The 13,378-nt window shown below is 60.0% G+C and carries 10 protein-coding genes; all 10 read right to left on the bottom strand.

Annotated features, from left to right (window positions below):
* Positions 1 to 43: 43 nt before the first annotated feature.
* Positions 44 to 751 carry a 2-C-methyl-D-erythritol 4-phosphate cytidylyltransferase gene (gene ispD, locus V8689_RS06780; protein ID WP_056790284.1) on the bottom strand — a complete coding sequence of 236 codons (708 nt, stop codon included), beginning with the start codon at positions 749 to 751 and terminating at the stop codon, positions 44 to 46.
* Positions 748 to 1,026, bottom strand: coding sequence for a cell division protein FtsB (gene ftsB / locus V8689_RS06775; RefSeq protein WP_003189195.1), 279 nt, complete (start codon positions 1,024 to 1,026; stop codon positions 748 to 750). The genes ispD and ftsB overlap by 4 nt, the downstream gene beginning before the upstream one ends.
* A gap of 171 nt (positions 1,027 to 1,197) precedes the next feature.
* Complete coding sequence (gene eno, locus V8689_RS06770) at positions 1,198 to 2,487, bottom strand: phosphopyruvate hydratase (RefSeq protein ID WP_056790279.1); 1,290 nt, start codon at positions 2,485 to 2,487, stop codon at positions 1,198 to 1,200.
* Between the two features lie 157 nt (positions 2,488 to 2,644).
* Positions 2,645 to 3,490, bottom strand: a complete 846-nt coding sequence (gene kdsA / locus V8689_RS06765) for a 3-deoxy-8-phosphooctulonate synthase (RefSeq protein WP_003189190.1) — start codon at positions 3,488 to 3,490, stop codon at positions 2,645 to 2,647.
* A 5-nt stretch (positions 3,491 to 3,495) separates the two neighbouring features.
* Positions 3,496 to 5,127, bottom strand: coding sequence for a CTP synthase (locus V8689_RS06760; protein ID WP_032893177.1), 1,632 nt, complete (start codon positions 5,125 to 5,127; stop codon positions 3,496 to 3,498).
* Between the two features lie 273 nt (positions 5,128 to 5,400).
* On the bottom strand, positions 5,401 to 6,720 hold the full coding sequence (gene tilS / locus V8689_RS06755) for a tRNA lysidine(34) synthetase TilS (protein ID WP_056790276.1): 1,320 nt from the start codon (positions 6,718 to 6,720) through the stop codon (positions 5,401 to 5,403).
* A gap of 212 nt (positions 6,721 to 6,932) precedes the next feature.
* Positions 6,933 to 7,880, bottom strand: a complete 948-nt coding sequence (locus V8689_RS06750) for an acetyl-CoA carboxylase carboxyltransferase subunit alpha (protein WP_056790273.1) — start codon at positions 7,878 to 7,880, stop codon at positions 6,933 to 6,935.
* A gap of 129 nt (positions 7,881 to 8,009) precedes the next feature.
* Positions 8,010 to 11,531 (bottom strand): DNA polymerase III subunit alpha, encoded by a 3,522-nt coding sequence (gene dnaE / locus V8689_RS06745; protein ID WP_056790270.1) that lies wholly within the window; start codon positions 11,529 to 11,531, stop codon positions 8,010 to 8,012.
* 76 nt (positions 11,532 to 11,607) lie between these two features.
* Entirely contained in the window at positions 11,608 to 12,234 is a 627-nt protein-coding gene (gene rnhB, locus V8689_RS06740; RefSeq protein ID WP_162259488.1) for a ribonuclease HII, read from the bottom strand.
* A 2-nt stretch (positions 12,235 to 12,236) separates the two neighbouring features.
* Positions 12,237 to 13,376, bottom strand: a complete 1,140-nt coding sequence (gene lpxB, locus V8689_RS06735) for a lipid-A-disaccharide synthase (protein ID WP_056790265.1) — start codon at positions 13,374 to 13,376, stop codon at positions 12,237 to 12,239.
* Between the last annotated feature and the right edge of the window lie 2 nt (positions 13,377 to 13,378).

Raw genomic sequence — 13,378 nt, 5'->3', positions numbered from 1 at the left:
GGGAGCTGGCTTGCCTGCGATGCAGCCGACGCGGTCTGACAGGTTAGCGCCGGTTAGCCCAGCGCAATTTCAACCACTCCAGATCTTCCGGCCGAGTCACCTTGATATTGTCCGAACGCCCTTCAACCAGACGCGGCGCCTGCCCGGACCACTCCATGGCCGAGGCCTCATCGGTGATCACCGCATCGGCCACCAGGCTGTCCGCCAAGGCGCGATGCAAGGCGCCGAGGCGGAACATCTGCGGCGTGTAAGCCTGCCAGATCAAGCTGCGATCGATGGTGTCAACCACACGGCCATGCTTGTCGACACGTTTGAGGGTGTCGCGCGCCGGCACCGCCAGCAGGCCGCCTACCGGGTCATCGGCCAGTTCGGCCAGGAGCTTGTCGAGGTCATCACGGCTCAGGTTAGGTCGCGCAGCGTCGTGCACCAATACCCAGTCGTCATCACTGGCGCCCAGGGCATTGAGTTGCAGCAGCGCATTGAGAACCGAGCCGGAACGTTCCGAGCCGCCGTCGGCACGCTGGATACGCGGGTCATTGGCGCACGCCAAGCTGGGCCAATAAGGATCATCAACTGCAAGACTAACCACCAGGCCCTTGAGGCATGGATGGTCGAGAAAACAGCCGAGGCTGTGTTCGAGAATAGTGCGCCCGCCCAATTGCAGGTACTGCTTGGGGCGGTCCGCAGCCATACGGGCACCGACGCCCGCGGCAGGAATCACGGCCCAGAAGGCCGGTAAATCGTGGCTCATTGGGCCAACTGGTAGAGGGTTTCGCCCTCCTTGACCATGCCCAGTTCATGGCGAGCCCGCTCTTCAACGGTCTCCGTGCCTTTTTTCAGCTCAAGCACTTCAGCGTCGAGGACGCGGTTGCGCTCCAGCAAGCGTTCGTTTTCGGCACGCTGGTCGGCAATTTGCTGGGTCAACTCTTCTACCTGCGCAAAGCTGCCATTACCGACCCATAGGCGGTACTGCAGGCCAGCCAGCAACAAGAGCAAGACGAGGAACAACCAATTGGGACTGCGCATCGAAATCCGGGTATCCAGTGAAAAAAGACAGTCATGCAAACCTTTTGCAGCAACTGATAGCACAAAGCCTGGTAAAACCAGGCTTGCGCTTGTCAGTCAGCAGATTAGCGCCGAAATTCACACTTTCGTGAGATTTCTGACGTAATCCGCCGACTTTTTACCATTTACTGCTTAGCCGCGAAACTCGCCGCGACCGTTGTACTTGGCTTTACCTGCCAATTGCTCTTCGATGCGCAGCAATTGGTTGTACTTGGACACGCGATCGGAACGGCACAGGGAACCGGTCTTGATCTGGCCCGCCGAAGTACCCACGGCCAGGTCGGCAATGGTGGAATCTTCGGTTTCGCCGGAGCGATGGGAGATCACGGCAGTGTAGCCCGCAGCCTTGGCCATCTGGATGGCTTCCAGGGTTTCGGTCAGGGTGCCGATCTGGTTGAACTTGATCAGGATCGAGTTGGCGATCTTCTTGTCGATGCCTTCTTTCAGGATCTTGGTGTTGGTCACGAACAAGTCGTCACCCACCAGCTGGATGTTCTCGCCGATCTTGTCGGTGAGGATTTTCCAGCCATCCCAGTCGGACTCGTCCAGGCCGTCTTCGATCGAGATGATCGGGTAGCGCTGGGTCAGGCCCTTGAGGTATTCAGCAAAACCTTCGGAGTTGAACACCTGGCCTTCGCCGGACAGGTTGTACTTGCCGTCTTCATAGAATTCGCTGGCGGCGCAGTCCAGGGCCAAGGTCACGTCGGTGCCCAGCTTGTAGCCAGCGTTGGCCACCGCTTCGGAGATGACTTTGAGTGCATCTTCGTTGGAGGCCAGGTTCGGCGCGAAACCACCTTCGTCACCCACGGCAGTGCTCAGGCCACGGGCCTTCAGTACAGCCTTGAGGTGATGGAAAATCTCGGTGCCCATGCGCAGGCCTTCGGAGAAGGACTTGGCGCCAACCGGCTGCACCATGAATTCCTGGATGTCGACGTTGTTATCCGCGTGCTCGCCACCGTTGATGATGTTCATCATCGGCACCGGCATCGAGTAGACGCCAGGGGTGCCGTTCAGGTTGGCAATGTGTGCGTACAACGGCAGGTCCTGGTCCTGCGCAGCCGCCTTGGCAGCTGCCAGGGACACCGCGAGGATGGCGTTGGCGCCGAGGCTGCCTTTGTTTTCAGTTCCGTCGAGCTTGATCATCGCGTGGTCCAGGGCTTTCTGGTCCAGCGGGTCCTTGCCCAGCAACAGGTCACGAATCGGACCGTTGATGTTGGCTACAGCCTTGAGTACACCCTTGCCCAGGTAACGGCTCTTGTCGCCATCACGCAGTTCCAGCGCTTCGCGCGAACCGGTGGAAGCACCGGACGGCGCGCAGGCGCTGCCGATGATGCCGTTATCGAGAAGCACGTCGGCTTCGACGGTGGGGTTGCCACGGGAGTCGAGAACTTCACGACCTTTGATGTCGACGATTTTTGCCATTGTTGTAAACACTCCAAAGTTGACGAAAACGACGCAGCTGAAGGAAATCTTTTGACCGACCGCAAGGGTGGAACAACGGGGCAGGCTTGCAGACGACAAGGCTCAGGCCCGGGGGCCTGAGCGTAAAGCGTGGGAAATTCTACCGGAGAAATGCCAGTTACGCGGTCTCTACCGTCGGAAAACTCTTGACCAGCTCGTCCAACTGCTTGAGCTGGGCCAGAAATGGCTCCAGCTTGTCCAGGCGCAGGGCGCATGGGCCATCACATTTGGCGTTGTCCGGGTCTGGGTGAGCTTCAAGGAACAGGCCCGCCAGCGACTGGCTCATGCCCGCCTTGGCCAGGTCTGTCACCTGGGCACGGCGCCCGCCAGCGGAGTCCGAACGACCACCGGGCATTTGCAGCGCGTGGGTCACGTCGAAGAACACGGGGTATTCGAACTGTTTCATGATGCCGAAACCGAGCATGTCCACCACGAGGTTGTTGTAGCCGAAGCTCGAACCCCGCTCGCAGAGGATCAACTGGTCGTTACCCGCTTCCACGCACTTGCTCAGGATGTGTTTCATCTCCTGGGGCGCGAGAAACTGGGCTTTCTTGATATTGATCACAGCGCCGGTCTTGGCCATGGCGACCACGAGGTCGGTCTGGCGCGACAGAAAGGCCGGCAACTGGATGATGTCGCACACCTCGGCGACCACGGCAGCCTGCTCAGGCTCGTGGACGTCGGTGATGATCGGCACGCCGAAGGCTTGCTTGATGTCCTGGAAGATCCGCATGCCTTCTTCAAGGCCCGGGCCGCGATAGGAGGTCACGGACGAACGGTTGGCCTTGTCGAAGCTGGCCTTGAAGACGTAAGGGATACCCAGTTTCTGGGTGACACGCACGTACTCCTCACACACCTGCATCGCCATGTCGCGGCTTTCCAGCACGTTCATGCCGCCGAACAGCACCATGGGCTTGTCGTTGGCAATCTCGATGTCGCCTACGCGAATGATCTTCTGGGCCATCTGGTTTACGCCTTCTTCTGGTGTTGCGTCAGTGCTGCTTTGACGAAACCACTGAACAACGGATGACCGTCGCGCGGCGTCGAGGTGAACTCCGGGTGGAACTGGCAGGCCACGAACCACGGATGATCCGGTGCTTCGACCACTTCAACCAGCTTGCCATCATCGGAGCGACCGGAAATCTTCAGGCCGGCTTCCTTGATCTGCGGCAGCAGGTTGTTGTTCACTTCATAACGGTGACGGTGGCGCTCGACGATCACGTCCTTGCCGTAGCAGTCATGAACCAGGGAACCCGGCTCCAGCAAGCAGTTTTGTGCGCCAAGGCGCATAGTGCCACCCAGGTCGGAGCTTTCGGTACGGGTTTCAACGGCGCCGGTGGCGTCTTCCCACTCGGTGATCAGGCCCACGACCGGGTGGCCGCTGCTGTGATCGAACTCGGTGGAGTTGGCGTCCTTCCAGCCCAGCACGTTACGGGCAAACTCGATAACGGCCACTTGCATGCCCAGGCAGATACCCAGGTACGGCACCTTGTTTTCACGGGCGTACTGCACGGCAGTGATCTTGCCTTCCACGCCACGCAGGCCGAAACCGCCGGGAACGAGGATCGCGTCAACACCTTCGAGCAGCGCGGTGCCCTGGTTCTCGATGTCTTCGGAGTCGATGTAGCGCAGGTTGACCTTGGTACGGTTGCTGATACCGGCGTGGCTCATGGCTTCGATCAGCGACTTGTACGCGTCCAGCAGCTCCATGTACTTACCGACCATGGCGATGGTGACTTCATGCTCAGGGTTGAGCTTGGCGTCGACAACCGCTTCCCACTCGGACAGGTCGGCACCGCCGCACTGCAGGCCGAAACGCTCGACCACAAAATCATCCAGCCCCTGCGAATGCAGGATGCCCGGGATCTTGTAGATGGTGTCGGCGTCTTCCAGGGCAATTACCGCACGCTCTTCAACGTTGGTGAACTGCGCGATCTTGCGGCGCGAGGAAATGTCGATCGGGTGATCTGAGCGGCATACCAGCACATCCGGCTGCAGGCCGATGGAACGCAGTTCCTTGACCGAGTGCTGGGTAGGCTTGGTTTTGGTTTCGCCGGCAGTGGCGATATACGGCACCAGTGTCAGGTGCATCAGCATCGCGCGCTTGGCGCCGACTTCGAAACGCAACTGGCGGATGGCTTCGAGGAACGGTTGGGACTCGATGTCACCCACGGTGCCACCGATCTCGACCATCGCCACGTCGGCATCGCCTGCACCCTTGATGATGCGGCGCTTGATTTCGTCGGTGATGTGCGGGATCACCTGGATGGTTGCACCCAGGTAGTCACCACGGCGCTCTTTGCGCAGCACGTGCTCGTAAACACGGCCGGTGGTGAAGTTGTTGTTCTGGGTCATGGTCGTGCGGATGAACCGCTCGTAGTGGCCCAGGTCCAGGTCGGTCTCGGCGCCGTCGTGGGTGACGAACACTTCACCGTGCTGGAACGGGCTCATGGTGCCCGGGTCAACGTTGATGTACGGGTCCAGCTTGAGCATGGTGACCTTAAGTCCCCGCGCCTCCAGGATGGCCGCCAATGAAGCGGAGGCAATGCCTTTCCCCAATGAAGAAACAACACCGCCCGTGACGAATATGTAGCGCGTCATGAAAAACCCTAGAAGTCTGCGTTAAAGCGGTCCGAGCCGCCGGGGAAAGCGAAGGAAGGCCGAAGCCCCCGATCACCTGCATTAATCACAGTGCACCTTTCAAAAAAACCGCCGCGTTGTGACAGACCAGCAATGAAACACCGGTACGTTGATCGCTACACATTTTTTGGAATCGCCCAGCAAAGACTGCTTGGTAATCGGCAACGACTGCGATTCAGGCGAATCCACAGAAGTTGTATCAAGAAGGGAGCGTAGTCTACCGGAAAGGCGCTATCAGCTCAAACCTTGATCGCAGGTCTGTGGCAACCAATCCAATTGCACCTCACCCACCGACCGGGCCCATGCCCCCGCAACGCTTGGCACAGCCAGCAATTGCTCGCCCCGATAGACCAGCGGCAATCTGCCACGGACGAAGCCCGGCATGCCGCTTTCATTGAGCAGACGCTTGAGATCACGCCGGCCTCGGCCCGGTACGTCGATGATTTCGCCACCTTGGCGATAACGAACCTGCAGCGGGCCTTCGGGCGCCTTGCCGATAAACTTCAGTTGGCCATTGCCCGTTAACTCTAGTGGATTTTGCGCATCGGGCCAGCTCACCGATGCGTCGGAAAACTCCGACCAAGTTGAAGGTAACCACCAGATGCGTTCACCGCTACGCTGCATTTGGCCGTCGGCCAAGCACCATAGAGGCTGTGCGTCCTCCTTGGCATCGCGCAGGGCATGCCAACCGGCCCAGTGGTCGCTGTCGGGTAAACGGGTCAGTGGCATCAGCCAATGCCGCAGGGCGTTACGCTGGCGGGCATCGGATAGTTCACGCAATGGCTCAAGCGCCAGAGACGGCAGCGGCAACCAGGGAAACGCAGAAGGCTGATCGGCGCGCTGCAGGTCCATCAGCGCCAATTCGTCGAGCAGCCCTTGAGCCTCAGCCATGTGTTCAGCCGTGCGGGCCAGGTGGGTGATCGCCTGGGGCCAGCGTTGCGTCAGGGTTGGGAATACGCGGTGACGCAGGTAATTGCGGGAAAACCGTGGATCAGCGTTGGAGGGATCTTCGATCAACTGCAACTGATGCTGATGGGCGTAGGCTTCCAAGTCACCACGGGAAGCGCTCAGCAATGGCCGTACCAAATGCCCAGCCGCCAAAGGGCGATCTCCAGGCATTGCCGCCAACCCTCGCACCCCTGCACCGCGTAACAAACGGAACAGCAGGGTTTCGGCCTGATCATCGCGATGCTGGCCGGTGAGAAGCACCTCCCCTGCCCCCGTTACCTGCATAAACGCCTGGTAACGCGCATCACGTGCCGCACGCTCAAGACTCGCGCCGGGCCTCACCTGCACACGCATGATTCGCAAGGGAACGCCCAGGCTGTCGCAGACCGCTTGGCAATGAGCAGGCCACGCATCGGCAGCAGCTTGCAGACCATGGTGGACATGGACGGCGCTGAGAGGAGGCAGATTTTCAATTTTGGCCAGCAAGGCCAGGAGGTGCAGCAGGACGGTGGAGTCGAGACCGCCGGAGAATGCAATGTGCCAGGCCGGCGCGTTGCGCCAATTGGCCAGGGTGTGCAGGAGTGTGGTCGGCAGGGTTGGTTTCATCACACGTCACCGCCGCAAAGCTGGAATACGTTCGTCAGCATACACAAAGCAAATGTGGAGCCGGGCTTGCCCTAATACCTGTAGGAGCGAGCTTGCTCGCGAAAAACTCATAGGCGCCGCGTTCATTGCACAAGCACGCGTTATCGTTGAAGTTTTTCGCGAGCAAGCTCGCTCCTACAGAAGCCGACTCCCACATCGGGTACCGCGTCGGCTTAGAGGCCGTAGCTCATCAGGCGCTCATAACGACGAGCCAGCAGCGCTTCGTTATCCAGCTTATTGAGCATCGCCAGTTGCGAACCCAACTCGGCACGGATGGTCGCAGCAGCGGCAGCCGGGTCACGGTGGGCGCCGCCCAGCGGCTCGGCGATGACCTTGTCGACGATGCCCAGGCCTTTGAGGCGATCGGCGGTGATGCCCATGGCTTCGGCAGCGTCCGGAGCCTTTTCGGCGGTTTTCCACAGGATCGAGGCGCAACCTTCCGGCGAGATCACCGCGTAGGTCGAATATTGCAACATGTTCAACTGGTCGCAGACACCAATGGCCAACGCACCGCCGGAACCACCTTCACCGATCACGGTGGCGATGATCGGGGTTTTCAGGCGCGCCATGACGCGCAGGTTCCAGGCAATCGCTTCGCTCTGGTTGCGCTCTTCGGCGTCGATACCTGGGTAGGCACCCGGCGTGTCGATGAAGGTCAGGATCGGCATCTTGAAACGCTCGGCCATTTCCATCAGGCGGCACGCCTTGCGGTAGCCTTCCGGGCGCGGCATGCCGAAGTTGCGGCGTACTTTCTCGCGCACTTCACGGCCTTTCTGGTGACCGATCACCATCACCGGCTGGTCGTCCAGGCGAGCGATGCCGCCCACGATGGCCGCGTCGTCGGAGAAGTGACGGTCGCCGTGCAACTCGTCAAACTCGGTGAAGATGTGTTCGATGTAGTCCAGGGTGTAAGGACGGCGCGGGTGGCGAGCCAGGCGCGCGATCTGCCAGCTGGTCAGCTTGCCGAAGATATCTTCGGTGAGCGTGCTGCTCTTGTCTTGCAGGCGAGCGATCTCATCGCCGATATTCAGCGAATTGTCATTGCCGACCAGGCGCAGCTCTTCGATCTTGGCTTGCAGGTCAGCGATCGGCTGTTCGAAATCAAGAAAATTCGGGTTCATAAGCGTCCGTCTTGGGTCGACGGCCAAGGGGTGCCTGGCCAGCCGGTTGTCTATTCGCGCCCTACCTTAAGGGAGAGGCGCGTTTAGGTCGAGATTAAATGTTTAGTCGAGATCAGACTCATCTGACCGTCAACGGTATTGGAGGAAGACGTTGTCTCGCCCGAACTGGTCACGCAAAGCTTGAATCAAGCCATCAGCGGGATCAATTCGCCACGTCTCACCAAACTGCAACATGGCCTTGGCATCGCTGCCCGTGTACTCCATGGTCACCGGGCATGCGCCACGGTGGCGTTTGAGCAAGTCCCCCAACCAGCGTAGCTGATCGCCTTTAAGCGCTTCGGTCTTGACCTTCAGGCGCAGGCTCTCGGCTAGGTTGGTGCGGGCATCTTCCATGCTCATCACCCGCTTGATGCGCAGGCGCAGGCCACCGGAGAAGTCATCATTGCTGACCTCCCCTTCCACCACCACCATGGCGTCGGTTTGCAGCAACGACTGGGCGGAATGGAACGCGTCGGCAAACAATGACGCTTCGATGCGGCCCGAGCGGTCATCGAGGGTGATGAAGCCCATCTTGTCGCCCTTCTTATTTTTCATCACCCGCAGGGCGATGATCATGCCGGCGACGGTCTGGGTATCCCGCGCCGGTTTCAGGTCGATGATGCGCTGACGGGCGAAACGACGGATTTCGCCTTCGTACTCGTCAATCGGGTGGCCGGTGAGGTAGAGGCCCAAGGTGTCTTTCTCACCTTTGAGGCGCTCCTTGAGCGTCAGTTCCTTGGCCTTGCGGTGGTTGGCATAGACATCCGCATCCTCTTCGACGAACAGCCCGCCAAACAGGTCGGCGTGGCCGCTGTCATGGGTACGGGCAGTCTGTTCGGCAGCCTTGATCGCCTCTTCCATGGCAGTCAGCAGCACCGCCCGGTTACGGTCGATATTGGCCTGGTAAGCCTTCGGCTCATCATGGAAGTACGGGCCAAGACGGTCGAGTGCGCCGCTGCGGATCAGGCCATCGAGGGTACGCTTGTTGATGCGCTTGAGGTCCACCCGCGCGCAGAAATCGAACAGGTCTTTGAACGGCCCGTCCTGACGCGCCTCGGTAATGGCCTCCACCGGGCCTTCGCCCACGCCCTTGATCGCGCCGAGGCCATAGATGATGCGGCCTTCGTCGTTCACCGTGAACTTGAACTCCGAAGCGTTCACGTCCGGCGCGTCGAGGCGCAGCTTCATGGTGCGCACTTCTTCGATCAAGGTCACGACCTTGTCGGTGTTGTGCATATCCGCCGAGAGTACCGCCGCCATGAATGGCGCCGGGTAATGGGCTTTCAGCCAGGCGGTCTGGTACGACACCAGGCCGTAGGCGGCGGAGTGGGATTTGTTGAAGCCATAACCGGCGAATTTTTCTACCAGGTCGAAGATGTTACCGGCCAGGTCGGCATCGATGTTATTAGTCGCGCAGCCTTCAATGAAACCGCCGCGCTGCTTGGCCATTTCCTCGGGCTTTTTCTTACCCATGGCGCGACGCAGCATGTCCGCACCGCCGAGGGTGTAGCCGGCCATCACCTGGGCGATCTGCATCACCTGTTCCTGGTACAGGATGATGCCGTAGGTCGGCGCCAGTACGGGCTTGAGGCCCTCATACTGGTAGTCGGAGTGCGGGTAAGCCAGTTCGGCGCGGCCGTGTTTACGGTTGATGAAGTCATCCACCATGCCCGATTGCAGCGGGCCCGGACGGAACAGGGCCACCAGTGCGATCAAGTCTTCCAGGCAGTCGGGCTTGAGCTTTTTGATCAGCTCCTTCATGCCCCGGGATTCAAGCTGGAATACCGCGGTGGTTTCGGCTTTTTGCAGCAGGCTGTAGGTCGGTTTGTCGTCCAGCGGGATAAACGCGATATCCAGCGGTTCTTCGCCGACCTTGGCACGGTCGCGGTTGATGGTCTTGAGCGCCCAGTCGATGATCGTCAGGGTCCGCAGGCCGAGGAAGTCGAACTTCACCAGGCCGGCCGCCTCCACGTCGTCCTTGTCGAACTGGGTGACTAGGCCGTCGCCTTCTTCATCGCAATAGATCGGCGAAAAGTCGGTGAGCTTGGTCGGCGCGATAACCACACCGCCGGCGTGCTTACCGACGTTACGCACCACGCCTTCGAGCTTGCGCGCCATGTCCCAGATTTCGGCGGCTTCTTCATCGACCTTGATGAAGTCGCGCAGGATCTCTTCCTGCTCGTAGGCTTTTTCCAGGGTCATGCCGACTTCGAACGGGATCATCTTCGACAGGCGGTCCGCCAAACCGTAGGACTTGCCCTGCACCCGCGCCACGTCGCGGATTACCGCTTTGGCGGCCATCGAACCGAAGGTGATGATCTGGCTTACCGCGTTGCGGCCATATTTCTCGGCCACGTACTCAATCACGCGGTCACGGCCATCCATGCAGAAGTCGACGTCGAAGTCGGGCATGGAAACCCGTTCCGGGTTCAGGAACCGTTCGAACAGCAGGTCATATTCCAGCGGGTCAAGGTCGGTGATCTTCTGTACATAGGCCACCAGCGAGCCAGCACCTGACCCCCGGCCCGGACCTACCGGTACGCCGTTGCTTTTGGCCCACTGGATAAAGTCCATTACGATCAGGAAGTAGCCGGGGAACCCCATCTGGATAATGATATCCAGCTCGAAATTCAACCGATCGACATACACCTGGCGCTTGGCTTCGTAGTCTTCGGTGGTGTCCTTGGGGAGCAGGACGCTGAGGCGTTCTTCCAGGCCATCGAACGACACTTTGCGAAAATATTCGTCGATGGTCATGCCATCGGGAATCGGGAAGTTGGGCAGAAAGTGCTTGCCCAGCTTTACTTCAATGTTGCAGCGCTTGGCGATCTCGACGGAGTTCTCAAGGGCCTCAGGCAAATCGCTGAACAGCTCCGCCATTTCATCGGCGCTTTTGAGGTACTGCTCTTCGCTGTAGTTCTTCGAACGGCGCGGGTCATCCAGGGCCCGGCCTTCGCCGATGCACACACGGGTTTCGTGGGCTTCGAAATCTTCTTTCTTGATAAAGCGCACATCGTTGGTCGCCACCAGGGGCGCACCCAGCTTGTCGGCCAGGGCTACAGCAGCGTGCAAATGCTCTTCATCGTTGGGGCGGTTGGTGCGCTGCACTTCCAGGTAGAAACGGCCCGGGAATACCTGCATCCACTCGCGCGCCAGCACCTCGGCTTCCTGGGGGTTGCCGCCCAGCAGCGCGATACCGATTTCACCCTCTTTGGCCGCCGAGAGCATGATCAGGCCCTCGCTGGCTTCGGCCACCCACTCACGCTCGATGATGATCGAGCCGTTGCGCTGGCCGTCGATAAAGCCACGGGAAATCAGTTCGGTAAGGTTGCGATAACCGACGCCGTTCATCGCCAGCAGGCTGATGCGGCTCAGGGGGTTATCCGGATCTTTGTTGGACAGCCACAGGTCGGCGCCGCAGATCGGCTTGATGCCGGCGCCCATGGCGTTCTTGTAGAACTTGACCAGGGAACACATGTTGTTCTGGTCGGTAACCGCGACCGCGGGCATATTCATGCCCACCAGGGTTTTGACCAGCGGTTTTATCCGTACCAGGCCGTCGACCAGGGAGTACTCAGTGTGCAGGCGTAGATGAACGAATGAAGCCGGCATAGTGATCCTGTCTTGATACATGAAAACAACAAGGCCCGGATTGTACCGGGCCTGGGTAAAAACATCAGCCTTGCTGCTAAACCTCGATCAGGCTTTCACGGGCCTCATAAGCCTGGCGTACCGGGGCAAACGAGCGGCGATGGATCGGGGTGGGGCCGAGCCGAGCCAGGGCTTCCAGATGAACGGGCGTCGGGTAGCCTTTATGGCCGCCAATCCCGTAGCCGGGGTAGATCAATTCGAACGCGGCCATTTCACGGTCGCGGCTGACCTTGGCCAGGATCGAGGCGGCGGCAATGGCGGGAACCTTGCTATCGCCCTTGACCACCGCTTCGGACGGCATCGTCAGCCTGGGGCAGCGGTTGCCGTCGATCATCGCCATTTTCGGGGTAATGTGCAGCCCTTCCACAGCGCGCTGCATCGCCAGCATGGTGGCGTGCAGGATATTCAGCTCGTCGATCTCTTCGACTTCAGCCCGGGCGATATGCCAGCTCAGGGCTTTTTCACAGATTTCGTCATAGAGCTTTTCGCGACGGGCTTCGGTGAGCTTCTTCGAATCGTTGAGCCCCAGGATCGGACGGTTCGGATCGAGAATCACCGCCGCCGTGACCACCGCGCCACACAGCGGGCCGCGCCCGACTTCGTCAACACCCGCCACCAGTTCGTGGGCTTGGGCGACGAGGCTGAAATCCAGGCCCATTTGCATGGTCATAAGGCGTCCTGTTTATGGCCGATCAAGGTCAGCACGGCGTCGGCCGCCTGGTTCGAGGCATCACGGCGCAACGTGCGGTGAATGTCGTCGAAACCACGGGTCTGCTCTTCGCCGCCATCGATCAAGGGTAGTAGGGTTTCTGCAAGCGCTTCGGGCGTTGCATCGTCCTGCAACAACTCCGGCACCAGCAGGCGCTGGGCCAGCAGGTTGGGCAAGGAAATGTAAGGGCTCTTGACCATGCGCTTGAGAATCCAGAAGGTCAGTGGCGCCAGGCGATAGGCCACGACCATCGGCCGCTTGTACAGCAGGGCCTCCAGCGTGGCAGTGCCCGAGGCGATCAGCACCGCATCGCAGGCTGCCAGGGCCAGGTGGGACTGGCCATCGAGCAGGGTCAACGGCAGGTTGCGACCTTCAAGCAGCGTTTCGATCTGCGCACGGCGTTGTGGGCTGGCGCAAGGCAGCACAAAGCGGATTCCCGGCTTTTGCGCCTGAAGACGTTCGGCGGCATCAAAAAATAACGCACCCAAGCGCCCCACCTCGCCGCCACGGCTCCCTGGCATCAACGCTACCAAGGGGCCATCGGGCAAGCCCAGCTCGGCACGCGCTGCCGCACGATCAGCTTGCAAGGGAATGGCGTCAGCCAGGGTGTGGCCGACAAACCGCACCGGCACGCCCTTCTCTTCATAGAACCGGGCTTCGAATGGCAGCAACGTCAACATCAGGTCGCAGCCTTCGCGGATTTTCAACACGCGCTTCTGGCGCCACGCCCATACGGATGGGCTGACGTAGTGCACGGTCTTGATTCCGGCCTGACGCAACTTGAGTTCGATATTGAGCGTGAAATCCGGGGCGTCGATGCCGATAAAGACGTCAGGCTTTTCTTCGATCAGCGTCTTGATCAGCAGCTTGCGGCGAGCCAGCAACTCACGCAGGCGGCCCAAAACCTCCACCAGCCCCATGACCGACAGGCGCTCCATGGGGAAGTAGGAGGTCAGGCCTTCGGCCTGCATCAACGGGCCGCCGACCCCGATAAACTCTACCGCCGGATGCTGGGCCTTGAGCGCCCGCATCAAGCCGGCACCCAGGATATCGCCGGAAGCTTCACCGGCCACGAGCGCAATACGCAAAGTGGCCATGA

Origin of the sequence: Pseudomonas sp. AK181 (assembly GCF_051122975.1) — a bacterium.
Taxonomy (GTDB): domain Bacteria; phylum Pseudomonadota; class Gammaproteobacteria; order Pseudomonadales; family Pseudomonadaceae; genus Aquipseudomonas; species Aquipseudomonas lactis.
The sequence above is the reverse complement of the archived record's forward strand: the minus strand, read 5'-3'. Positions and strand labels throughout refer to the sequence as shown.